17 protein-coding genes and 14 tRNA genes are annotated in these 20,774 nt (G+C 55.3%); 20 read left to right on the forward strand and 11 right to left on the reverse strand.

Features of this window, described 5'->3' with window-relative positions:
- Nucleotides 1-7: 7 nt before the first annotated feature.
- Together RBB63_RS03130 and RBB63_RS03135 are read right to left on the reverse strand one after the other, a co-directional pair.
- The gene (locus RBB63_RS03130; protein WP_309381014.1) at nt 8-478 is read right to left on the reverse strand and encodes an EVE domain-containing protein; all 471 of its coding nucleotides are present in this window, start codon (nt 476-478) and stop codon (nt 8-10) included.
- A gap of 32 nt (nt 479-510) precedes the next feature.
- Nucleotides 511-726 (reverse strand): hypothetical protein, encoded by a 216-nt coding sequence (locus RBB63_RS03135; RefSeq protein WP_309381016.1) that lies wholly within the window; start codon nt 724-726, stop codon nt 511-513.
- A 319-nt stretch (nt 727-1,045) separates the two neighbouring features.
- On the opposite strand from RBB63_RS03135, the gene proS reads away from it, so the two are divergent.
- Entirely contained in the window at nt 1,046-2,560 is a 1,515-nt protein-coding gene (proS, locus tag RBB63_RS03140) for a proline--tRNA ligase (RefSeq protein WP_309381018.1), read from the forward strand.
- 1,360 nt (nt 2,561-3,920) lie between these two features.
- Here the strand turns inward: proS and RBB63_RS03145 are convergent.
- The 8 genes from RBB63_RS03145 to RBB63_RS03180 all read right to left on the reverse strand — a co-directional run bounded on the left by RBB63_RS03145 (nt 3,921) and on the right by RBB63_RS03180 (nt 10,597).
- Nucleotides 3,921-4,436, reverse strand: coding sequence for a cell wall hydrolase (locus tag RBB63_RS03145; RefSeq protein ID WP_309381020.1), 516 nt, complete (start codon nt 4,434-4,436; stop codon nt 3,921-3,923).
- Nucleotides 4,437-4,687: 251 nt separating this feature from the next.
- Nucleotides 4,688-5,155 (reverse strand): Dps family protein, encoded by a 468-nt coding sequence (locus RBB63_RS03150; protein ID WP_309381022.1) that lies wholly within the window; start codon nt 5,153-5,155, stop codon nt 4,688-4,690.
- A gap of 79 nt (nt 5,156-5,234) precedes the next feature.
- Entirely contained in the window at nt 5,235-6,041 is an 807-nt protein-coding gene (locus tag RBB63_RS03155) for an MBL fold metallo-hydrolase (RefSeq protein WP_309381024.1), read from the reverse strand.
- 73 nt (nt 6,042-6,114) lie between these two features.
- Complete coding sequence (locus RBB63_RS03160) at nt 6,115-7,806, reverse strand: MFS transporter (RefSeq protein WP_309381026.1); 1,692 nt, start codon at nt 7,804-7,806, stop codon at nt 6,115-6,117.
- 78 nt (nt 7,807-7,884) lie between these two features.
- Nucleotides 7,885-8,250 carry a dihydroneopterin aldolase gene (gene folB, locus RBB63_RS03165; RefSeq protein ID WP_309381028.1) on the reverse strand — a complete coding sequence of 122 codons (366 nt, stop codon included), beginning with the start codon at nt 8,248-8,250 and terminating at the stop codon, nt 7,885-7,887.
- A complete protein-coding gene (gene folP, locus RBB63_RS03170; RefSeq protein WP_309381030.1) occupies nt 8,243-9,079 on the reverse strand; it encodes a dihydropteroate synthase in 837 nt (278 codons plus the stop codon). The genes folB and folP overlap by 8 nt, the downstream gene beginning before the upstream one ends.
- Nucleotides 9,060-9,830: an ABC transporter permease gene (locus tag RBB63_RS03175; protein WP_309381031.1), complete on the reverse strand. Its 771-nt coding sequence runs from the start codon at nt 9,828-9,830 to the stop codon at nt 9,060-9,062. Before RBB63_RS03175 ends, folP begins: the two co-directional genes overlap by 20 nt.
- Nucleotides 9,827-10,597 carry an ABC transporter ATP-binding protein gene (locus tag RBB63_RS03180; RefSeq protein ID WP_309381032.1) on the reverse strand — a complete coding sequence of 257 codons (771 nt, stop codon included), beginning with the start codon at nt 10,595-10,597 and terminating at the stop codon, nt 9,827-9,829. Before RBB63_RS03180 ends, RBB63_RS03175 begins: the two co-directional genes overlap by 4 nt.
- Before the next feature lie 151 nt (nt 10,598-10,748).
- On the opposite strand from RBB63_RS03180, the gene RBB63_RS03185 reads away from it, so the two are divergent.
- From RBB63_RS03185 to RBB63_RS03275, 19 genes are all read left to right on the forward strand, one after another.
- Nucleotides 10,749-10,901, forward strand: coding sequence for a hypothetical protein (locus RBB63_RS03185; RefSeq protein WP_309381034.1), 153 nt, complete (start codon nt 10,749-10,751; stop codon nt 10,899-10,901).
- Between the two features lie 916 nt (nt 10,902-11,817).
- Nucleotides 11,818-11,891, forward strand: a tRNA-Trp gene (locus RBB63_RS03190).
- 53 nt (nt 11,892-11,944) lie between these two features.
- Nucleotides 11,945-12,020: transfer RNA gene (locus RBB63_RS03195), tRNA-Asn, on the forward strand.
- 419 nt (nt 12,021-12,439) lie between these two features.
- Nucleotides 12,440-12,515: transfer RNA gene (locus tag RBB63_RS03200), tRNA-Leu, on the forward strand.
- A gap of 118 nt (nt 12,516-12,633) precedes the next feature.
- Nucleotides 12,634-12,707 (forward strand) — tRNA-Ile (locus RBB63_RS03205).
- Nucleotides 12,708-12,761: 54 nt separating this feature from the next.
- A tRNA-OTHER gene (locus RBB63_RS03210) sits at nt 12,762-12,834 on the forward strand.
- 4 nt (nt 12,835-12,838) lie between these two features.
- Nucleotides 12,839-12,935 (forward strand) — tRNA-Pro (locus RBB63_RS03215).
- Nucleotides 12,936-13,104: 169 nt separating this feature from the next.
- Nucleotides 13,105-13,181: transfer RNA gene (locus RBB63_RS03220), tRNA-His, on the forward strand.
- Nucleotides 13,182-13,267: 86 nt separating this feature from the next.
- Nucleotides 13,268-13,339, forward strand: a tRNA-Met gene (locus RBB63_RS03225).
- A 7-nt stretch (nt 13,340-13,346) separates the two neighbouring features.
- A tRNA-Asp gene (locus RBB63_RS03230) sits at nt 13,347-13,421 on the forward strand.
- A gap of 8 nt (nt 13,422-13,429) precedes the next feature.
- Nucleotides 13,430-13,504, forward strand: a tRNA-Gln gene (locus RBB63_RS03235).
- 57 nt (nt 13,505-13,561) lie between these two features.
- Nucleotides 13,562-13,637: transfer RNA gene (locus tag RBB63_RS03240), tRNA-Cys, on the forward strand.
- Nucleotides 13,638-14,185: 548 nt separating this feature from the next.
- A tRNA-Tyr gene (locus RBB63_RS03245) sits at nt 14,186-14,260 on the forward strand.
- 3 nt (nt 14,261-14,263) lie between these two features.
- Nucleotides 14,264-14,334: transfer RNA gene (locus RBB63_RS03250), tRNA-Phe, on the forward strand.
- A 3-nt stretch (nt 14,335-14,337) separates the two neighbouring features.
- Nucleotides 14,338-14,415: transfer RNA gene (locus RBB63_RS03255), tRNA-Thr, on the forward strand.
- A gap of 503 nt (nt 14,416-14,918) precedes the next feature.
- Nucleotides 14,919-16,436: a slipin family protein gene (locus RBB63_RS03260; protein ID WP_309381036.1), complete on the forward strand. Its 1,518-nt coding sequence runs from the start codon at nt 14,919-14,921 to the stop codon at nt 16,434-16,436.
- A gap of 51 nt (nt 16,437-16,487) precedes the next feature.
- Nucleotides 16,488-16,850 carry an HNH endonuclease gene (locus RBB63_RS03265; RefSeq protein WP_309381038.1) on the forward strand — a complete coding sequence of 121 codons (363 nt, stop codon included), beginning with the start codon at nt 16,488-16,490 and terminating at the stop codon, nt 16,848-16,850.
- A 102-nt stretch (nt 16,851-16,952) separates the two neighbouring features.
- The gene (locus tag RBB63_RS03270) at nt 16,953-17,951 is read left to right on the forward strand and encodes a hypothetical protein (protein ID WP_309381040.1); all 999 of its coding nucleotides are present in this window, start codon (nt 16,953-16,955) and stop codon (nt 17,949-17,951) included.
- 265 nt (nt 17,952-18,216) lie between these two features.
- Complete coding sequence (locus tag RBB63_RS03275; protein ID WP_309381042.1) at nt 18,217-19,362, forward strand: aldo/keto reductase; 1,146 nt, start codon at nt 18,217-18,219, stop codon at nt 19,360-19,362.
- Here the strand turns inward: RBB63_RS03275 and RBB63_RS03280 are convergent.
- Complete coding sequence (locus tag RBB63_RS03280; protein WP_309381044.1) at nt 19,359-20,729, reverse strand: GH1 family beta-glucosidase; 1,371 nt, start codon at nt 20,727-20,729, stop codon at nt 19,359-19,361. The two genes, RBB63_RS03275 and RBB63_RS03280, sit on opposite strands and share 4 nt — an antisense overlap.
- Between the last annotated feature and the right edge of the window lie 45 nt (nt 20,730-20,774).

A 20,774-nucleotide genomic window follows, 5' to 3' on the forward strand; every position in this document is an offset into this window, starting at 1 on the left:
CCGAGTGCTATTTCCTGGCCAGCTTGCAGATATAGTCGAACTCGGCCTTGGTGACGGGGTTGATTGACAGGCGGTTACCGCGTTGGACGACGCGCATGTCGGCTAGCTTTTTCTCGGACTTTAGTTCGTCGAGCGTGACGGTGCGCGGAAAAGTGTCGACGTATTTGACCGGCACGCGGACCCAGCGTGGGTTCTCGGGCGAGGCTTTTTCGTCGTAGTAATTGCTCTTCTTGTCCCAGGCAAGGGGGTCTGGCTCGGGCTCTCCGGCGACTTCCGCAATGCCCACTACACCGGGCGGAGTGGTGTTCGAGTGATAGAACAAAATCTGATCGCCGATCTGCCATTCGTCGCGCATGAAGTTGCGCGCCTGATAATTGCGTATGCCGTCCCAGGGTTCCGTGCCGTTGGGGCAGTTTTTGAGGTCGTCGATCGAAAAGACGTCTGGTTCGGATTTGATCAGCCAATATTTGCGAGGCATGGGAAGGATAAACGTTTTGGGTTAATGACGAGCTAGGCCTTGTCGGGGTTTTGGGCTTGGGCGGCGGTGACTTGAGTTTCTGCGGCTTGCAGATACTCCTCGACCACACGCTCAAGGTTTTCCGCGATCAGGGACGGAAATTCGGCGTCGCCAGCGCACAGGCGCACGAGGGCGGGGAACTGCTCTGCGGTGATCGTCACTTGCAGCGTGCCCTGGTAACCGCGATTGGAAGTGGATTGTAGCTCCATGCTCGTGAGTTAAGGCGCTGAGCCGGGCTTTGCCAATTATGGAGTGGAAAAAAATGGCCGCCCACCTCGGGTGAGATGGACGGCGCTAGTTTCTACCCCAAAACGTCCCTTGCGGGACCTAACAAAAGAATATCACTACTCGGATAGGAACGACACTCCGGTTCGTGAAAAGTTCCTGTAAAAAAAATGGTTATACCAACTCTAGTGGCACATGCTGGTTTTGAGCAAGATCGCTGAGCACGACAATTAGAGGGGGAGGCTGATTCGTATATTTTGGCCTTTGCATGGGCCGAAAATTCGGTTTTTCTCGCGAGTACTTATGGGCAAAGCGAAAACAGCCATCACCCCGACGCGGGCCGAAGATTACCCCGAGTGGTATCAGCAAGTGATCAAAGCCGCCGACATGGCGGAAAATTCGCCGGTGCGCGGCTGCATGGTCATCAAGCCGTGGGGGTATACCCTGTGGGAAAACATACAGCGCGTGCTGGATAACATGTTTAAGGCCACAGGTCACGTCAACGCCTACTTCCCGCTGTTCATCCCCAAGAGCTTCCTCGAGCGTGAGGCCAAGCACGTGGATGGCTTTGCCAAGGAATGCGCCGTGGTTACCCATTCACGCCTCGTGGATGACGGGCAGGGGGGCTTGAAGCCCGATGGTCAACTCGACGAACCCCTGATCGTGCGCCCGACTTCGGAAACGATCATTGGCGCGAGCTACGCCAAGTGGGTGCAGAGCTATCGCGATTTGCCGATCATGATCAACCAGTGGGCCAACGTGGTTCGTTGGGAAATGCGCACGCGCTTGTTCCTGCGTACGGCGGAGTTTCTCTGGCAGGAGGGGCACACCGCGCACGCCACCAGCGAGGAGGCCATGATCGAGACCCGCCAAATGCTCGACGTTTACGCCGACTTTGCCGAGAACTGGATGGCCATGCCGGTCATCAAGGGCGAGAAGACCGAAGGCGAGCGTTTTCCCGGCGCCGACCACACTTACTCGATTGAGGCCATGATGCAGGACCGCAAGGCGCTGCAGGCGGGCACGAGCCACTTCCTTGGCCAAAACTTCGCCAAGGGCTGCGGCATTCAATTCCTTTCCGAGCAGGGCCAACAGGAATACGCATGGACGACTTCCTGGGGCGTTTCGACGCGCCTCGTGGGGGGGCTGATCATGACGCATTCTGACGACGACGGTCTCGTGCTGCCGCCAAAGCTCGCGCCGAAGCAGGTCATTATTTTGCCCGTGTTGCATAAAGCGGACGACCCCGGCGCCATTCTCGAATATTGCAATGGCATCAAGCAGGAGCTCGAAGGCCAGCTCTTTGCCGGACGCGCCATCCAAGTGGAGATCGACAAGCGCGACCTTCGCGGTGGCGACAAGCGCTGGGAGTGGGTCAAGAAGGGCGCGCCGATCATTTTGGAAGTCGGTCCCCGCGACATGGCCAACGACAGCGTTTTTGCGTTCCGCCGTGACACGAGCGAAAAGGCTGGCGTTGCCCGCGCTGAATTCTGCGCGACTGCGGTTGCCCGCCTGACGGAGATTCAGGATAACCTCTTGGCCCGCGCCAAGGCATTTCGGGAAGAAAACACCAAGGAAATCAATTCCAAGGACGAGTTCATCGACTTTTTCACGCCTTCCAATCCGGACAAGCCCGAGATCCATGGCGGCTTCGCGCTGGCTCACTGGGGGGGGACTGCCGAGGAAGAAGACGCGCTGGCCAAGGAATACAAGGTGACGATTCGCAATGTCCCGCTGCAAGGAGACCTTGAGCCTGGCGTTTGCCCTTTCACCGGCAATCCCAGTCCGCAGCGCGTGGTGTTCGCGAAGTCTTACTGAGGCCAGTCCTCGGAGATTCCTAATCGGAGGGGGCAATAAATCGGCTAATCCCGTGCTGAGGGGGGGGTAAATTCGCCGTGATTGCATATCAAAGAACACTACTGTAACTGCCCGCTCGCCGGGACGAGGCGCAGGTGGGGCGCAGGCGGCTCAGGGGCTGCCTACCGGAGCGGCGGATAACTCCGTTGCTCACACGTCGATGCTGCGCTGACCAGGCTGGCATAGGGCGTCGTGCAAAGAGTGGGTCGGGCAACGGTGGGCGTCGCGAGACTGGTTGCTGTCACCAAGCCAGTCCGCGAATGAGCCCGTTTGCCCGTCACGCAATGCACGCGATCCGAATGGCCCCGCATGGCGTCGACTGGGATACCTGCGTGGTGGTTGCTATGGCGGATGTTGGGGGGAGGGGGAGTTCATGGGTTTGGAGGTTCGAAGGTTCGAAAGTTTGGAGGTTTGAAAGTTGGGGAGGAGGGGGGATGTGGGTAGTGTGGGTAAGGTGTGTAATGTGGGTAAGTTGTGGGAGTTGAGTGGCGCAATTGGGTAGCATAGGCGTCTCGCCTGTGCCCCGATTTCCAACTGACTGAATACACCGGCTGGACACCAATGCGATGGGGATGCGTCTGTGTGCAGTTAGATGGGGTAGGGCACAGGCGGGACGCCTATGCTACGTCCGGGAGGTAACGTACAAAGGGAAATAAAGTGATCAATAAGACACTAAGATTTCAACGCCTGGTCGCAAACAAAAAGTGAACGCACGAGCATTTTATTAGTGAGTGGCTTTCACTAATAATCCGAGCTGGGAATCAACGACTTACGCACGCGAAAACCGTCGCTGCAGCTGTAGGCAGAGCATCTGAATCGCACTGCATTGGGCGATTCACCTTTTCGTAGAAAAACACTCTTTAGAGCACTTTTCATCTAGATTGGCCGAGTCAGGTGGGTTAGAGATTGGATGCAGCGCAAGGCGGCTTTGATTGAGCGGGCTGGAAGCCCGTGATTGAAATGCCAACGCCGCGAACTTCCAATCTGTCCCCAAGCCCTAAACCGAGTGCTTTTCCGCGCCAGCGTTGTTGGCTTTTCGCTCACAGGCTTCCAGCCTGCGACGCTTAAGCCGCCTTGCTGGACACGAAAAATCACTGCGGCCTGATCGGCCAATCTAGATGAAAAGTGCTCTAGCCCCCGAGGGCTGTTCCGTTGACGCGACATTGCGCTTTGGGGCGCTTTCCGAGAGGTGATGGGCAAAATGAAACCGGCAATCCGAAGATTGCCGGTTCAAAGCTGCGTCGTCGCTGGCAAGGTGGTAAGGACTGGATCGGCTTTACCTAACTAACGCAAGATGCCTGACGACGACGCTTGAAAGTGTTTAAGGGTATTCGGCGACCAAGTTTGCGGGTGCTTTGTCGCTGCGATAAAAAGAGTGTTTGCCGATGGTGCAGGTTGGCAACATGGTTTCGGTCCAATACGGAGTTTCGCCATTATCGGCGTGATAATGGTCGGCTCCGCCAGTGAGATCGGCGAGTTGACCCTTCTCCATGAGGATCACCATGTCGTAAGCGGCGCTGAAATTGGGGTCCTGCGTTGCGCGTTCGATAATGGGGCCATAATCCGGATTGCGAACGCCGGTTACGCTGTTGAGCGCCGTGAACTGCTTGGGGCGGCAGACGACGCCCATGACGCGGGTCAGGTCGCCATTGGCGCGGTTTTGAATGACGTTCAACACAGCCTGCATGCCTTCGGGACCTTCAGAGGCTGCTTCCAGGACTAAGCACGATGCGACCACTAGGCGCTCATAGTGGGTAAGCTCCACCTCTGCAGCTTGAGCGCGGGAGGCCAAGAGCAGCAGTAAGCTACAACCAGTGATTCGCATTAAGTTCGTCATTAACTACACAGTAAAGTTAGTAACAATTCGAGCGCTCAATAAGGCGATGTGCCTAATAGTTGTAAAGTCGATTCACTATACTGATTTTTAAACAGTACGTAAAATGCTGTTAATGAGTAGTTAAAAGATTTATAAAGTTATTCACATTGCGATGTGAATAACTTAAATGGCTGTGAATTAATTGTGAATGAACAAAAAGGGCCCAGCTTTATATCAGCCGGGCCCTTAGGAAGAATTAGATTATTTAGACCTTATTTAAGGTAGCTCTCAAGCATCCATACAGTCTTTTCATGAACCTGAATGCGCGCAATCATGAGGTCCTCAGTCTGGTCGTCGCCTTCGTCGCCAGCTAAATTACGAGCAGTGACCAAGTTTTTGATGGTTTGCTTATGCAGGGTGGCCAAATGGGAAACCATTTCCTTGTCGGTCGCATTCTCCTTGAGCTCTTCGTAGCCGGCCATTGCGGCGAGGTTGCCCAAACCACCGGGAGCATAAGAGCCGAGGGCGCGTATGCGTTCGGCAATTTCATCCACCGCAGCGAAAAGTTCGGTGTATTGCTCTTCAAACGCGGTGTGCAAGGCGAAGAAGCCTGGGCCTTCGACGTTCCAGTGACAGAGGTGCGTCTGTCCCATCAAGGCGTAGGTGTCCGCCACGATCTGGCGAAGCGCGTCGGAAACCGGGTTAGTCGATGTGGATTTCTTGGATTTCTTTTTTGCCATGACCACAACTTATGGCGCCTGATGAATTTCGCAAGTACGGCGCAGTCAATTCTTAATGAATTATCCCTGCTAATGGGCCTTACCAGCCCGCGGCAAGGTTGTACTCCTGACCCACATCGAGGGCAGGGTCAAAAACGTCGATTCGCAGGTTGTAGTTTCCGTTGCGCAAAGGCTCAAAATGGCGGTGCACGAGGTCCGGGCAATTACAGTCTTTGCTTAAGTGGGCCAGGCAGATGTGCCGCCAGCGGGGGCTGAGCGCCTCTGTTAGCAATTCGAACGCGGCGTCGTTGGATAAATGGCCATGTCTGCCACGGATGCGCTGCTTGGTGCTCCAAGGGCGTTTTTCGCAGCGTTCCAGGAGTTCGAGATCGTGGTTGGCCTCCAGGACAAGCAGGTCGCAATCGCGGATGCGCTCTTTTACTAGCTGCGGCGCGTAGCCCAGATCGGTTAGCCAGGCGAGTTTGCGAAATGGCGAAAACAGGCTCCCGTCGCCACACTCGAAAACGTAGCCCACCGGGTCGTGCGCGTCGTGAGGAATGGAAAATGGGTGAATCGTCAGATCTGCAAATTGAAAGCTGACGCCGGTTTCAAACAGGCCCCAGTTGACCTTGCGTTCGAGCTTGGCTTGCGCGGCGCGGGCCGTGTCGCGGTTGGCGAAGAACTTGATTTGCGGCAGGCGGCTCAGCCCACGCAGGCCAGCGGTGTGGTCGCCATGTTCGTGCGTCAGGAAAACCGCGTCGATGGACTCCAGTGATTCGCCAATTGCGGCCAGCTTGTCGCGGAGGCGCCGCCCGGAAAACCCGGCGTCAATCAGCACCTTGCATTGCGGCGTTATCAGGAGCGCCGCGTTCCCCGAACTACTGCTGCCCAGTATGCGGAATCGCATAGTAAGAGCATGAAAGCTGCCCGCTCGCGTTCAAGTCCGAATCTCCTCCGATGGGTTGATTCGTGTCCATCGGCTAGCTGGGGAGCTCTTGATCGGGCGGATTTTTCTTTCCGTTCTCAGCCGTTCGCTGCGATCGGAAAACGCCGGTTGCGTCGGAAAAGCCCTTTTGCACAGCGCCCGCCATGCGGCGTGTCGGCTGGAGGGCCACGGTATCCAGCATTTCCAACGGAAAATAAGCAAAGCGCCGCATGCCGACCATGTTGGATAATCCAAATATGCTGCTGCGGGCCGAGGCGTAGGCCTGGTTGAGGATTTCCTTTTCCTCGATCGTGCCTTCTTCCTCGATTTTAGAGAGAAAATGCAGCGCAAGCAGCCCCACGCAGGCCGCCAGGATGAAGACGAAATCCAGGCCGCCCAGAATCATCGCCGGGATGTCCACTACGCCCTCCGGGGCTCGGTAACTTGCGGTGATGCGGAACTCGCGTTCGTTGAAAAAGTCCGCCATCCAGCCGCCCAGGATCGGCGAACAGGTGGCTGCGAGGCCGGCGAGGGTGGCGTTGGTCGCGAGATAGGCCGTCGCTTGGCCCTTGGGCGCAAATTCCAGGGCAATGTTGGCTGTGCAGAGCATGAAGCCCGCCGTTGCAATGCCGCCCAGCACGTGGATCACGATCAGGATCGGGATGCTCCCCGCCCAGTGCTCCGGCATCGTCGTAAAGGGATACATGATGATCGTGGAGATAAAGATCGGGCAAGCAACCTGGAGGATCGCTTTGTTGCTGGTGCGGTCGGCCAGCATGCCCCAAAGCTTGAAAAACCACGCGTTGATGAGCTGGTTGAGGACAGCCAGGGCAACGACCACGCCAATGCTGATCTCGACTCGCTCCAGCATATAAACTGCGGCGAATGCGCCAGCCATGATGATCGCAAAATTCCAAGTGGCCGAAAAATACAGCAGCTTGCGAAAGCGCTTATCTTTCAAGGGTTCGACCATGATTTTCAGGAACGAGAGCCCTTTGCGTCTCTCCACCACGGGCTCAGGCACCCCTTTCAGTGACAGGGCGCCGATGATGCCAAAGATGCCGCCGATCACGAATACCGAGGCGTAGGCCATCGCATCATTATTGGTGGCTTTTTGCAGTTGGGCGACCACGACGCCGGCCACCACCATCAGCACGGCGCCAACCAGTGTTGCGATGGCCAGCCGCTTGCCAAAGAAGCTGCCGAATTGATCTTGCGGGATCAGGTCGCGCATCCAGGAGTTCATGGAGCAGCCCGCGATGGCGCTCAGGATGAAGAACATCGCCAGACAAAACAGAAAGGCCGGGACCGCGAGCTCGGGCGGCGCCAAAAACGGAATCGCGGCAATGCTTAAGAGGAAAATACGCCCGAGCGTCGCCGCGCCGATCACCAGCTTTTTACGTGAAGGAGTCCAGTTGACGAGGAGGATTGCCGGAATTTGGACTACCTGGCTTAATGGCATGATTGCGGCCAAAATACCGATCACCAAATTGCTGGCGCCCAGCGCTAAGCCCATGCCAACGAGGAATGCCCCGCCGGTTATCACCGTCATGACGCGTGAGCAGATCGCGTCAACGATGAGCTTTTTCATCCCGCGCTCGAGTTCGTCGTCAACCGTCGACTCATCATCCGCCTCTATAGGCGTTGGCGCATCGGATGCCGCGTGCTGATGAGTGGGTTCCTGGGGGGATTCCGAAACTTCTTCGGGTGCTGATTTTTTGGTTTCGTCCGCGTTATGTTCGCTCATGCAGTTAGTGGTAAGTGCAGATAGTTTGCCAGTTTGGCGAATGCGCCAGATTTCTGAACCCGAACCAGAGTGCGTGGTTTAAGATTCCCGCTCGCGGCTAATGGCGACAGCGACTTCCCGGAAGTTGCCCGCAATGGGGGCGTTGGGCTTTTTCACTTCGACATCCACGCTTTGTATGATGGGGAAAATATCCAGAATTTGAGCCGCAATGTGCTCAGCGACGCGCTCGATTAAGTTGTGACTTTCCACCTCCACCACGGTGCGCACGATTTCAAAAACCTGGGCGTAGTTGACCGTGTGTTCGAGATCATCGCTCAGGCCCGCCGGGCGTAAATCGAGGTGCAGAGTCAGGTCGACATAGAATGGTTGACCATCGCGCCTCTCAAAGTCCAGGCAGCCGTGGTAGCCATAAAACGCTAGGTCCCGCAGGTGGATTTTATCCATGGCGATAAATGGCGTCCGCCATGCGAATGGCGCGCAGGTTCGCCTGGACGTCATGGACGCGAATGATGTCAACGCCTTGCTGAACGCCGACGACGCTCGTTGCGATGGTGCCTTCGAGACGTTGGTCGACTTCGAGGTCCAGCGTTTTGCCAATGACAGATTTACGCGATGCGCCTAGCAGAATCGGAAAGCCAAGGCTGCGCAATTCGCCCAGACGCCGCATGAGCGTGAGGTTTTGCTCAACGCTTTTGCCAAAGCCGATGCCTGGGTCGAGCACGATATTTGCAGGGGCTACGCCAGCATCCGTTGCGATTTGCACGGATTTTTCCAGGAAGCGTTTCACTTCGTCTACAATGTCGCCGTCGTAATCGGCGCCCCGAGCATTGTGCATGAGAACCGCGCCGGCGCCGAACTCCGCCACCGTCGCAGCCATGTCTGGATCGTGTTGGAAGCCCCAAATGTCATTGATGATGTGCGCGCCAGCTTCGAGCGCCTTGCGCGCAACGGAGGCCTTGTAGGTGTCCACCGAGATGGGCGTTTCGAGCACTTCAAGTAAGGCTTCGAGAATGGGCAGCAGGCGCGCGATTTCCTCGTCGTCCGGGATTACTTCGGCGCCTGGTCGCGTTGACTCTGCGCCGACATCGATCAAGTCTGCGCCTTCACGGATCATGGCCTGCGCTTGGCCCAAGGCGTTGATGGGCGATGCGAACTGCCCGCCATCGGAGAAAGAGTCGGGGGTTACATTGAGGATCCCCATGACGAAGGTGCGCGCGCCCCAAACCGGCGGCGTCCAGCGCTGTCTTATTAAATCAGGCATGTCCATGCTCATTGTCGTGCCAGTGGTTGAGCGTCCAAGCGGAAATCGCGTGTACCGTGCCCGCCATGACCACACCCAGCATGGCCGCCAAGATGCACAGCGCCGCGACGCCAGCGTAATTCTGGGCGGCGTAGTATTCGCCTAAAAGCCTGCCTAAGCCGGGTTTGCTGGCGAGCAGACCAGATAGGTAGTCCGTTACCAGGGCAGCCATTGGCGCGTAGATTGCGGCGCGCTTAATGGCTGTCATCAGTTGGGGAAGGGCATGCGGGAGGCGCAGCAGGGCGATTTCCTGCCAATAGCTGGCCCGGTAGGTCTTAAATAGGTCGAGAAGGGATTTATCCGTGGCCATGAGCGCGGGTGTCGCCACTGAAATGACCGGAAAAAAGCAGGCCGCAGTCGTCACCACCAGTAAGGTCATGAAGCTGGACAGTGGGCTGACTATGATCAGAGGCGCCAGGGCAATGATGGGCGCCATACGACCGATCATCATCCACGGAGCTAAGGCCAGGCGGAGGCCTTGATAGGTGACGAGTGCGATGGAGCAAAGAACGCCCAGCGCTGCGGCGAAGATGAAGCCGAGAAACATGGCGGCGGCGTCCACGCTTAACGCGGAGAATAAGGCCCCGCGATCCGCCCAAAAGGCATGGGCAGTGCTCAAGGGACTCGGCATGTGGGTGATCTCATTGGTCATCAAGGATAGGCACGCCCAGATGATGATCGCGATCCCCGCAACTACGAATGGCAAAATAAACTTCACGCTCATGCTTTTTTGGCGGCCTCCTGAACCTTGCTAAGGGCGTTACGGACTTGATTGGACGCTTCCTGAAAGAGATCACTTTCACGCCAGGAGAGTTTTCGGGGGTAAGGTTCAGGCACGTCTATGATTTCAGCAATGCGACCAGGGTTCGACGCCAAGACGATGACTTTATTGGCTAGAAAAACCGCTTCTGCTACCGAGTGAGTGACCAGGCAGCCCGTGAAGTGACGTTTCTGGCGCACTTTGAGCAGATCGACGCAAAGCTTATTGCGTGTGATGGCGTCTAGTGCGGCAAAAGGCTCATCAAGCAGCAAACAATGGGGCTTGGTGATCAGCCCGCGAGCCAAGGCCGTGCGGACTTTCATGCCGGGAGTCAGTTGAAGCGGGAAGCGATTGCTGATATGGTTGATGTCCCACAGCTTGAGCACATCCTTCGTCTGCTCCGCAACTGCCTCCTTGTTTTCGCCGTGGAGGCGGAGGGGGAGGCCAACGTTACTTTCCGCCGTTCTCCAGGGCAGCAGCGCGTATTCCTGGAAGATAAATGACGTGCGCTGGTGGATATTTTCGTCGTTGGCGTGAGTAATTTGACCAGAAGATAGTGGGGTGAGGTCAGCAATTAAGCGCAAAATGGTGGATTTGCCGCAGCCACGAGGGCCAATGAAGGCAACAAAATCCTCGTTTTGGATATCTAAAGAGAAATTTTCCAAGACGGCGTTGCCGTTGGCATAACGTTTGCTAACGTTTTCAATTCGCAGTTGTGGCTCAGTCGTCATTAGCGAACAGGATGCATAAGTTTCTGTGTAGCAGTCGGCAAGGCGTAACGGCGCGAACCTTAGCATTAGTTGTTCCCAATGCAACGCTTAGGTGAAGATTCCCGAAATCACTTGATTTCGACCCGGGATTAACTTTCCTGCAACCACTTTTATGAAAAACACAACCATACAGTCCACCACCACCGTCGTCAGAAACGCTGGCGCTGCGAAGCGCTTCTTTAGCGTGGCATGGCAGGTGACCCGACGTATGGGCGTCCTGTGTTGGGCGATCGCGGTTGCCGTAATCAATTTGGGAGACGCTTAGGCCATTCTGGCATTTGCGTTATTCGGCGGTTGACTCAAGAAGCCTGTTGGTTTCTAACAATATTTTTCACGAACAATGATCACGCGACTCACAGTCATATTATGCCGACAGGGCAGTCATGAGGATTTCTCAAAGAATCCACAATGGATTGGCTATGGCTCCATGGGCCGAGGGCCGCGTGTGTCCACTGAACGACTAACGCATTTTTGCGATCGATAGAAGTTTACTACGAACACATTCGTTTGGCCCGGTTAGCTCAATCTGCTTCCGGGCTTTTTTGTGCGCTGCTGATGGCGCTGACCTACCGCAACCGGTTAGTTAGCCGCCCGGGCGGAGCTTGAAATATTGATACATAAAAATAAAAAATAAAAAAATATAATATTTAAATTTGACAGAGCAATTAACTTCGGAAATTATTCCGAGCATCAACCAACTAAACGACATGCACCTGATTAACCACATACCAAACTGCTCCGAGCGACTCGGTGACTTAGGCATTAATACCGCCTATGGGTCACAGACGAGTTGGGCAGATTTTCGCCAAATGGCGAGAGGGTGCGCTTCACCCAAACCGCGAAAGAGCGGTTGTCGGTTTACTAAGGATTAACCGAAATGAGTTATCAAATAACCAGTGAAGCCCGAGTCGCCCTCCAATCAAGCACTCGGGCCTTTTTGTTTTTACAGCATTTAAAGCAACAGTTGAACGGCGCCCTGGCCGCCTTATGTCAGGTAGAACGTCTCGTAAATGGCGTCCAAACCGCGATACCGGCCACTCCCGGAAATCGCGAGAGGGGCGAAACAGCAGTGCTTTATCTATAAATCAAAGCTGGGCATCGCCCCAGCAATCGGACGCGAAACCGCGTCTTTTAAATTCAACCGTCGGCGCGCTATGCCCGGCGGTTCACTTTTTTGCAATAGGAAGGTGGTGTAACGACAACATGCGAGTCTCCAAAACTTGAGCCGAGGGTTTGACTCCTTCTCTTCCTGCCACCAAAGCGCAGCTTTGGAAACTGGATGCTGTCGCATCCAACTTTCTCTTTTGTTCGGCGGTAGTTCAATTGGTAGAACCCCTCCCTGTTAAGGAGGCAGTTACAGGTTCGAAGCCTGTCCACCGAGCCACCAAGGCTTCGCCTTGGAACCGAGAAACTGCGTGTCTCATTTTTTCGCGCTTCGGCATGCCTTCGGTCAGCCCTGTCCACCAATTTCATAAACGCCTGAGTGCATGATAAACGCGCCGCGTTTCTATAATTAACGAATGGCTGCTACTGAGATACAATGATCTCCGAAGCCATCACTATTACCTTAAAGGGAAGATGCCGCCGTCTGTGTTGGAACACCAGGAAATGGCCCTCTGCTAGGATGCGGAGAAAACCAGACGGCGGCGCAATTTTCCAAGGCAAGCCTTGGAACCGAGATGCTGCGCATCTCACATTCTACAGAGGATGCTGCGTAGTGGGTTGCGACGCCGCTTGCTAAGCCGCCGATTCCCCGTGGGGAATGTGGTTCGATTCCACCGTCCTCTGCCAACTTTCTATTCTGGCCAAGTAGCCCAACGGCAGAGGCATCGGTCTTAAGAACCGTAATGTGTGGGTTCGAATCCCTCCTTGGTTACCAACTTTACGTTGCAACGAGATTGGATTGGGCGGGCATGTGCCATGGAGGCGACAGTGCTTTGCAAGCATCGTGCGGCGGGTTCGATTCCCGTACCGTCCACCAATTTTATTTACTGCATGGTGATGTAGCTCAATGGCAGAGCAACCGGCCGATAACCGGTCGACCCTGGTTCGATTCCCGGCATCACTACCAGCAGGGCTGGTCATAAATTCCGCGTACCGCAATCCGCGTACCGCAATTTCTTTTGCCTCCTTAGTTCAATGGTAGAACAGCCGGTTTTGCCCGGTTGACCGTGGTTCGATTCCATGCGGGGGCGCCAATTTCGTAGAGTGCGCGAGTATGGCTAAAGCGACTTGGCTTGGAACCAAGTGAATTGCCCCGTTGGCCGTTCCGTGGGTTCGAATCCCACCTCTGCGACCAAGTTTCTAAATATGCTTTGCATTGCAAAGCTTCTGATGGGCTCATGGTGAAAGCGAAGATCATGCAAGGGCGCGAACCTTGCGTTGGAGGTTTGAGTCCTCCTGAGCCTACCAGCAGGGCAATGCCCTGCACCCGAGATACTGGCGTATCTCATATTCTTTCTTAACTGCAGGTGCGTGGCCCAAGGGGCAGGGGCATCAGGTTGTGAGCCTGGGGAAGTGGGTTCGAATCCCACCCACCTGACCACCGCCAAGGCTACGTCTTGGAACCGAGATGCTGCCGCATCTCATGGCTTCGCGATTAGTCATGCGCTCTTCGTAACTCCCTTTCATCGCAGAGTAGCTCAACGGATAGAGCTCCGGTCTCATACGCCGGCGGTACGGGTTCGATTCCCGTCTCTGCAACTGTTTCGGGTGCATCGTCCAGCGGCTAGGACAACGCATTGTCTATGCGAAAACGCCGGTTCGATTCCGGCTGTGCCCGCCATTTTAATTTACGGGATAGTGTAGTCGGTAACACCGCAGATTTTGAATCTGCTATCGGAGGTTCAAACCCTTCTCCCGTAGCCAAAGCAAGCTTGGAACGGAGTTGCTGAGCATCTCATTTTGCCATCTCAATTTTTCTCTGGCGCTGAACCCCAATGGCGAGGGCGCGGGCCTGCAAAGTCCGCTCTATCGGGTTCGAATCCCGGCGGCGCCTCCAATATTTCAGCGACCATGATAAACGAAGTGCGATTCTGTAATTAACCTCGTCCTTTCGAAATATTATACTGAGAGCATGAAACATTCTAACTAAAATAAAGACTAAACAGCGTAACTAACGATCCGCCATGATATACAAACTGTATTCAAAATTAGCTGATAATCCGGAAAAGATTTTAAAGGAGTTTAGGCTCAGAGTGAACTTTTCTGGAGACAGGTGATAAACTAATACACGAAATTATGACATCGCCAATTATTGTAAGCGAAACGAGATATGATTCGTCTTCAGCGGGCTCAGACATGATCAGAATCGGGACCAGTCCATTCTTTTAAAACCCATCTCGTGGTATCATTCAATTCTCGGCTCATGAGTAATTTTTGCATTCCGCCAATCACATGAATTTCTGCGCGCTCAATCGAACGTTCGGTTAGCGCGCTCATAACCCTTTCCACGTCGGTCGACGGCGGCGTCTTGCGTCCATTTTGATGGTCTTGCGATTCGCCGTTCCGTTTCAGGCAGTCTAAGCGACGTGAGAAACATAGACATCTGAGGATATAGCTCAGTGGTAGAGCAGCTCGCCGTAAGCGAGTAAGTCGGCGGTTCGATTCCGCTTATCTTCGCCAAGAGAACTGTTAGCTCAGTTGGTAGAGCAGTGGATCGAAAATCCATTAGTCTCGGGTTCGATTCCCGAACAGCAATCGGAAAAGTAGTGCAGTCAGGTTAGCGCACTGGTCTTGTAAACCAGAGGTCGAGGGTTCGAATCCCTCCTTATCCACCAAAGGAAGTCACGGTTAAGACTTAAAAAATGCCACTAGCATAGGGTGCTAGCAATGCCAGTACGAGAGGAACGCAAAGCAAAAACAAAAGCCCAAGGGGAGCCTTGGCATTTCGTGAAAGCCCGGCGCGGATTGTTTAGCAATAGGCAGTTTCGCGCCAGCGCCGCGGCCGCTTGTGTCGGCGTGGATACCGGTTGCTACTTGACTGGGCAAGACGGCGGTGCATACCGCGCACGTTGGGTATGGATGCGATTGAGGCGAACCTGAGGCAGCTTCTTTCGTGGAAATACTCTGCGTTGCAAAGTATGCGCCAAAGTCGCGCTCAGCCAACTGGCTTCCTTAAGCGCGGACCCGCGAGTCCGCCGCGTGGCTGATCGATTTGTCCAACTCCCCGCGGGCCCATTTTCTTTTTAACCTAAGTGCAGACGCATGGCTGAGCGTGACCCCGGAAGGTTACGGCTGCGTGCGTTGTGTGCTTCTTCTGAAACCTCAACCCAACACGAACATGATCCCGATCAAATATGTGAACATTCCGTATGAGCACTTTGGTCTCGTTTACCGTGACGGACGTTTCGTGAAGCTGCTGAAGCCGGGTCGCACCTGGTACTTCGATCCACTCTGGCGAGTGTCCATCGGCAAGCTCTGGCAGGGCAAGCCGTGGATCGAAATGCCGGCGACGCAGCTGCGTCAGCTTCGCGAATCTCCCGCCATTCAAGAGCACGCAGCGTTCATAGACCTGAAGGATACGCAGCGCGCGCTCGTTTGGCTGGACGGCCGTTTCCACGGCATCCTCGAGCCGGGGCTCTACGCCTACTGGAAAACCGTCGTTGAAGTCCGCGTGGAAATCATGGATGTGCGCAACATCCTGTTCCGCCACGACGAAGCCGACGTCATCCTCAAGACCGCTGTGGCCAAGCGTTACCTAGACGTTTACGAAACTGCCGAAAACCTCGGCAGCGTAGTTTACGTGGACGGACGCTTTCACGGCGTTTACGGTCCGGGAACCATTGGCTACTGGAAGAACGGTCTGACCGTTCGCCGTGAGTCCTTTGCGCTCCCGTGGCTACCGATGCACGACAACGAACTCGAAAAGCTCCGTGAAGACGGTCAGCTCGACGCGTTCGCATCCTTCGTCGATGTTCAGGACAACCAGCGCGCACTGGTGTGGTTTAACGGCCGCTTCCATTGCATTCTGGGGCCGGGCCTCTACGCCTACCTAAAGGAAGGGCATGAGGCCCGCGTCAACCTGATCGACGCGACGATGCCGCAGTTCATCTACGATGAGCTCGACGTCATCTTTAAGCACGCCGAGGCGCTTCGCCAGCTCGCGGTTTACGAAATCGGAGACAACGAGCAGGGCGTGCTTTACCAGGATGGGAAGTTCACTGAACTTCTCTCCCCGGGCCGCTACGCGTTCTGGAAGGATGTGGGCAACGTCCGCGTCCGCCAATACGATCTGCGTGAGCAAGTCCTCGACGTGAGCGGGCAGGAAATAATGACGGCAGACAAGGTAACCCTGCGTCTGAACGCCGTGCTGACCTACCGCATCGTCGATGTCCGCAAGGCAGCTGAAACCGTGAAGGACGCCGAACAGGCGCTCTACCGTGAGCTTCAACTGATCATCCGTGCGGAAGTCGGCGGCCGCACCCTCGACCAATTGCTGACGGACAAGACTGCGGTGGCGCACGACGCCCTGAAGTCTATCCAGCAAAAGGCCGAAGGCTACGGTCTCGCAGTCAAGGGGCTGGGTATCCGCGATGTCATCCTGCCGGGTGACATGAAGGAGCTCCTGAACCAAGTCATCGAAGCCGAAAAGGCCGCCCAAGCCAACGTCATCAAACGCCGCGAAGAAACGGCCGCCATGCGCAGCCAGCTCAACACGGCCAAGATGATCGAAGACAACCCGACGCTCCTGCGCCTGCGAGAGCTCGAGACGGTCGAAAAGATCGCTGAAAAGTCGAACCTGCAAATCTTCGTTGGGGATGGGCAGGGGCTCACCAAGAGCATTGTCAAACTAGTCTAACTCAGTCCCGGAGGGCCAACGACTCCGGGGCTTTATTTTTCATATAACGCCATGCTTGAAATTTACACCGCAAAAATTAACTTTGTGGGGCAAAGTAATCGCCCCCTCATGTCGAAGAAAATCGTTGAAGATCTTGCCTGCTCGCTCTGCGGTCGCGCCACACCGGCTAAGCATGCCGAGAAACATCACCTAGTGCCGCGATCCAAGGGCGGGACGGACACCATTGATGTTTGCCGAAACTGCGGCGACCAGGTCCATAAGCTTTTTTCGAATAACGAACTTCGCGACGAATACAACACGCTGGAGAAGCTGCGAACCGCACCGGGAATGGAGAAATGGATCCGCTGGGTGCGCAAGCAGGATAGCTTCACCTTCTCGATGAAGTCGCCCAAGGGCCGACGCTCGGACAAGTAGCCGCGGGCATTCATTTTTTAATCAATGCAGGTAGTCCATTTGCGGGCTGCCTGTTTTACTTTGCAATACAAAGCTTTACTGCGCTGGGAGGCGCACCTAGTTATGAATACCGAAGAACTGCGCCTGATTCGGGATTGTTTACCCGAGGGGCGCACCAAGTATTATTACTTCAAAGACGCTTATCTATTCCAGATACTCAAGTGGAAACTGGGCGAGGCGCAGGCCACGGCTTCTTCGCTCAAACAACACGCGCAATGGCAACGCTTCGCCAAGAAGGAAGCCTTCGCGCGTTACCTGTCGAAGTGGCCCGATGGCTTGGTCGATGGCGAGCGCTTGGGCTACTATTGGCCGAGTGATCAGGAGGTGCATGCGTTCCGTTTAACATTGGGCGAGTGGGGGCAGGAGCCGAGCAATCAGAACGATTCCTGGTTTCAGACTTCGCGTTCCGGCTGGAACCTCGTGCTTCAGCTGAACTTTCCCGCCGAGCATGACCGCGAATACCGCAACCTGGTTGGTCCGGATGGAGGCAGCTACTTCGCGTGGACGTTTCACCCGGTGCGCGTGGGCCAGTTTAATACGCTGGCTTGGGCGCGTCTGGATATCGACCTTGATCGCGGCGTGGCCTTGATTGAGGAAATTCAAACCGACTGGCTACGCGAGGCTGCGGATCAACGTAGTCACTTGGCTAAGGAACTGAAGCGCGGTCAGCTGAAGCTCGATGACCGCTGGTGGCAGTCCACCGTGGGGAACGTGATCAGCTACTTCGATCGCAACCTCGAGCCCTTGCTCGATGTGTGGGACGAGGCCATGTTGTCGGCGGCCCTGTGGTTCCTCTACAAGGAGCTCGGCGTTTCGCGGGTGTATTATCACACGTGGGAGTCGGGGCTGCTCTACAAGCAGTTGACGGAAGACAGCGCGCCGCCGCGTTCACTCTACACCAAGCTGCCGAAACGATTCGGTTTTGAAAAGGTGGAGATGGGCCCAAGTTTCCTCGACGAGGCGCAGAAGTCTCGCCGTTTCTGGAAGCGGCGCAAGGACAAGCGAACCACCGCAGCCTGGTGGCGTCTGGACCTGGAGCCCGCCATTCAATTCGCCAAATAGGCATAGTGAAAAGGGGAAAAGGGCGGCCCGGCCTTTTTGGTTGGCCGGGCCGCCTATCATTTTTAGCTGAAGGCATCCTCTCCGCATCCTGCGCCGTTCGACTGTTGCTGCCCAATTATTGCCGGGAGCATAAAAGCTGTTGAGTGGTTTGCTTCCATGGCAAAGCGCATTATAGCTTTGCGTGGACATGCATCGGTGTGTCATGGATTAATCCCTCTCCAGTCTTGTTATGCATTATCGACGATTTGGCCGAACTGAAATTCAAATGCCCGTAATCACTGCCGGTGGCATGCGCTACCAACAGTCATGGGACGACATTCCTGCGGACAAAATTAAGGCGGAGGAGCAGGAGCGCATCACGAGCTGCATCCACCGTGCACTCGAATTGGGAATTAACCACATCGAAACGGCGCGTGGCTATGGCAGTTCGGAAGTGCAGTTGAAGCGTGTATTCAAAGACATTCCACGCGAAAAATATATTTTGCAGAGCAAGGTGGCGCCGCAGGAAGACCCGAAGAAGTTTGAAGAGATTCTGGAAAATACCTTCGACCGATTGGGCTGTGAATATTTGGACCTGTTTGGCTTCCATGGCATCAACTTGGACAAAATTCTCGACTGGACCGTTCGCAAGGGCGGCTGCATGGAGGTCGCGCGTCGCTGGCAAAAAGACGGCCGCATCAAGCACATTGGTTTTTCCACCCACGCGCCTTGCGACGTCATCGTCCGCGCGGCCGAGACGGGTGAGTTCGATTACGTGAACCTGCACTGGTATTTCATCAACCAGACAAACTGGGCCGCTGTTGAGGCAGCGACCAAGCAGGACATGGGCGTCTTCATCATCAGCCCGAACGACAAGGGCGGTCAGCTTTTTAACCCGCCGCAGAAGCTGGTGGACTTGTGCGATCCGCTGACGCCGATGGGCTTCAACACGCTTTTCTGCCTGCGTCGTCCGGAGGTGCACACGCTAAGCGTAGGCGTGGCGCAGCCGGATCAATTTGACCCGCAGATCGACGCGCTCGAACACTACGACAACATCGATGCGACCATTGCGCCGATCGAGCAGCGGATCAACGACGCCATTGCCGCCGAGCTGGGCGCCGATTGGTGGCCGAGCTATGTCGAGGGTTTGCCGAGTTATTTAGACGCTCCGGGCGAAGTGAACCTGCAATACATTCTGCGGCTTTGGACGCTGGCCAAGGGCCTCGATATGGATGGCTACGGCAAATACCGCTATGGCATGCTTGGCAATGGCGACCACTGGATGGGTGGCCAGAAAGCAACCGACTTTAAAGACGAAGACGTCATCAATGCGGTCAATGGCCACCCGTTTGCCGAAAAAATTCCAGGGATCCTGCGCGAAGCACACGAAATGTTTAAGGGCGAGGAGCGTAAGCGCCTCTCCAGCGCTTAGAAATTACTCCCATTGCTTTTGATCACATCTTGGTACCAGTAGTAGGAATCTTTGGGGGTGCGTTTGAGCGTTTCAAAGTCAATGTGAACTAAGCCGAAACGGTGATCGTAGCCTTCGGCCCATTCAAAGTTGTCCAGCATTGACCATTGGAAATACGCAGCGACATCGACGCCGTCTTGCGCGGCGCGACGCAGTTCCGAAAGGTAGCGCGTCAGAAAATCGATGCGGTGGTAGTCGTGGCATTTGCCATCGGTGTGCACCCAGTCTCCTCCGCTGAGTCCGTTTTCCAGAATTGCGATAGGCTTGCCGTAGCGCTCGTAGAAAGTGACAGGCGTCCAGTAGAGGCTGCCGGGCGTTACTGGCCAGTGGAAGTGCGTACGAGGCGAGCCAGGGCCGTAGTCGTCCGGTTCGCGGTAGGCGATTTGGCCTTGTTCATTGCGGTAATATTCCCGGCCTGAATTATAGGTGTTCAATCCGCTGAAATCCTGAGGCTGCTGAATGATCGCCATGTCGTCTTCCCAACCTTTGGGGAGGGAGCAGCCATGCAATTTCAGGTAGTTTTCTGGATACTTTCCAAAGAAAGCAGGGTCATTCCAGACTGCTGGTTGGAACGCCATCACGCCTGTTTCAACATAATCGAATTGATCCTCCTTGGCCTTGGCGACGACCTCGGCATCGCTGGGATCTTCCACCAGATAAGCGCCATTAGCGGTCGCCCAACCGACTTGCGCATCCTCCACGTGTTCGCGAATCTTCAAGCAGGCTTTACCGTGGGCGAGCAGGGTGTTGTGAATCATGCGCACCAGGTCGGGACGTGGGTGCTTCATGCCGGGTGCATGTTCGCCCACCTCGTGGCCCAGGCCGATGAACATCTGTGGTTCATTATGGGTAATCCAGTGCTTCACACGGTCGCCGAGTGATTTGACCGCCACTTCAGTGTAGGCTTCGAACCAGTCAGGGCTTGCCGGATTCATCCAGCCGCCTTCATAGAAAAGGTCGAGGGGATAGTCCCAGTGGAAGAGGGTGACCCAGGGCGTTATATTGGCTTCTAGCAGGGTATCGATCAGACGGTTGTAGAAATCGAGGCCTGCTTGGTTAACTGCGCCTTTTCCAGAGGGCATGATGCGAGGCCAGCTCAATGAAAGACGATAGGCTTTCAAGCCCAGTTCACTCATCAATGCGACATCCTCGGGGTAGCGGTTGAAGTGGTCACAGGCGACATTGCCTGTGTCGCCGTGTTTGACCTTGCCTGGCCAACGGGCCATGCGATCCCAGACGGACGCGCCCTTACCATCGGCATTCCAGCCGCCTTCAATTTGATAAGACGCCGTGGCGGCGCCCCAGATCATGTCGGGTTTAAAGCTCATGGGGTTAGGTATTGGTGAAGGTTGAGGTCGAACACAAGTGTAATG

The sequence above is a fragment of the Cerasicoccus frondis genome, assembly GCA_031296915.1.
GTDB lineage: Bacteria > Verrucomicrobiota > Verrucomicrobiia > Opitutales > Cerasicoccaceae > Cerasicoccus > Cerasicoccus frondis.

Bases quoted from the DNA above. Each gene is read 5' to 3' on its own strand.
- RBB63_RS03130 (WP_309381014.1), bottom strand. From the start codon at position 478: ATGCCTCGCAAATATTGGCTGATCAAATCCGAACCAGACGTCTTTTCG.
- RBB63_RS03135 (WP_309381016.1), bottom strand. From the start codon at position 726: ATGGAGCTACAATCCACTTCCAATCGCGGTTACCAGGGCACGCTGCAA.
- proS (WP_309381018.1), top strand. From the start codon at position 1,046: ATGGGCAAAGCGAAAACAGCCATCACCCCGACGCGGGCCGAAGATTAC.
- RBB63_RS03145 (WP_309381020.1), bottom strand. From the start codon at position 4,436: ATGACGAACTTAATGCGAATCACTGGTTGTAGCTTACTGCTGCTCTTG.
- RBB63_RS03150 (WP_309381022.1), bottom strand. From the start codon at position 5,155: ATGGCAAAAAAGAAATCCAAGAAATCCACATCGACTAACCCGGTTTCC.
- RBB63_RS03155 (WP_309381024.1), bottom strand. From the start codon at position 6,041: ATGCGATTCCGCATACTGGGCAGCAGTAGTTCGGGGAACGCGGCGCTC.
- RBB63_RS03160 (WP_309381026.1), bottom strand. From the start codon at position 7,806: ATGAGCGAACATAACGCGGACGAAACCAAAAAATCAGCACCCGAAGAA.
- folB (WP_309381028.1), bottom strand. From the start codon at position 8,250: ATGGATAAAATCCACCTGCGGGACCTAGCGTTTTATGGCTACCACGGC.
- folP (WP_309381030.1), bottom strand. From the start codon at position 9,079: ATGAGCATGGACATGCCTGATTTAATAAGACAGCGCTGGACGCCGCCG.
- RBB63_RS03175 (WP_309381031.1), bottom strand. From the start codon at position 9,830: ATGAGCGTGAAGTTTATTTTGCCATTCGTAGTTGCGGGGATCGCGATC.
- RBB63_RS03180 (WP_309381032.1), bottom strand. From the start codon at position 10,597: ATGACGACTGAGCCACAACTGCGAATTGAAAACGTTAGCAAACGTTAT.
- RBB63_RS03185 (WP_309381034.1), top strand. From the start codon at position 10,749: ATGAAAAACACAACCATACAGTCCACCACCACCGTCGTCAGAAACGCT.
- RBB63_RS03260 (WP_309381036.1), top strand. From the start codon at position 14,919: ATGATCCCGATCAAATATGTGAACATTCCGTATGAGCACTTTGGTCTC.
- RBB63_RS03265 (WP_309381038.1), top strand. From the start codon at position 16,488: ATGCTTGAAATTTACACCGCAAAAATTAACTTTGTGGGGCAAAGTAAT.
- RBB63_RS03270 (WP_309381040.1), top strand. From the start codon at position 16,953: ATGAATACCGAAGAACTGCGCCTGATTCGGGATTGTTTACCCGAGGGG.
- RBB63_RS03275 (WP_309381042.1), top strand. From the start codon at position 18,217: ATGCCCGTAATCACTGCCGGTGGCATGCGCTACCAACAGTCATGGGAC.
- RBB63_RS03280 (WP_309381044.1), bottom strand. From the start codon at position 20,729: ATGAGCTTTAAACCCGACATGATCTGGGGCGCCGCCACGGCGTCTTAT.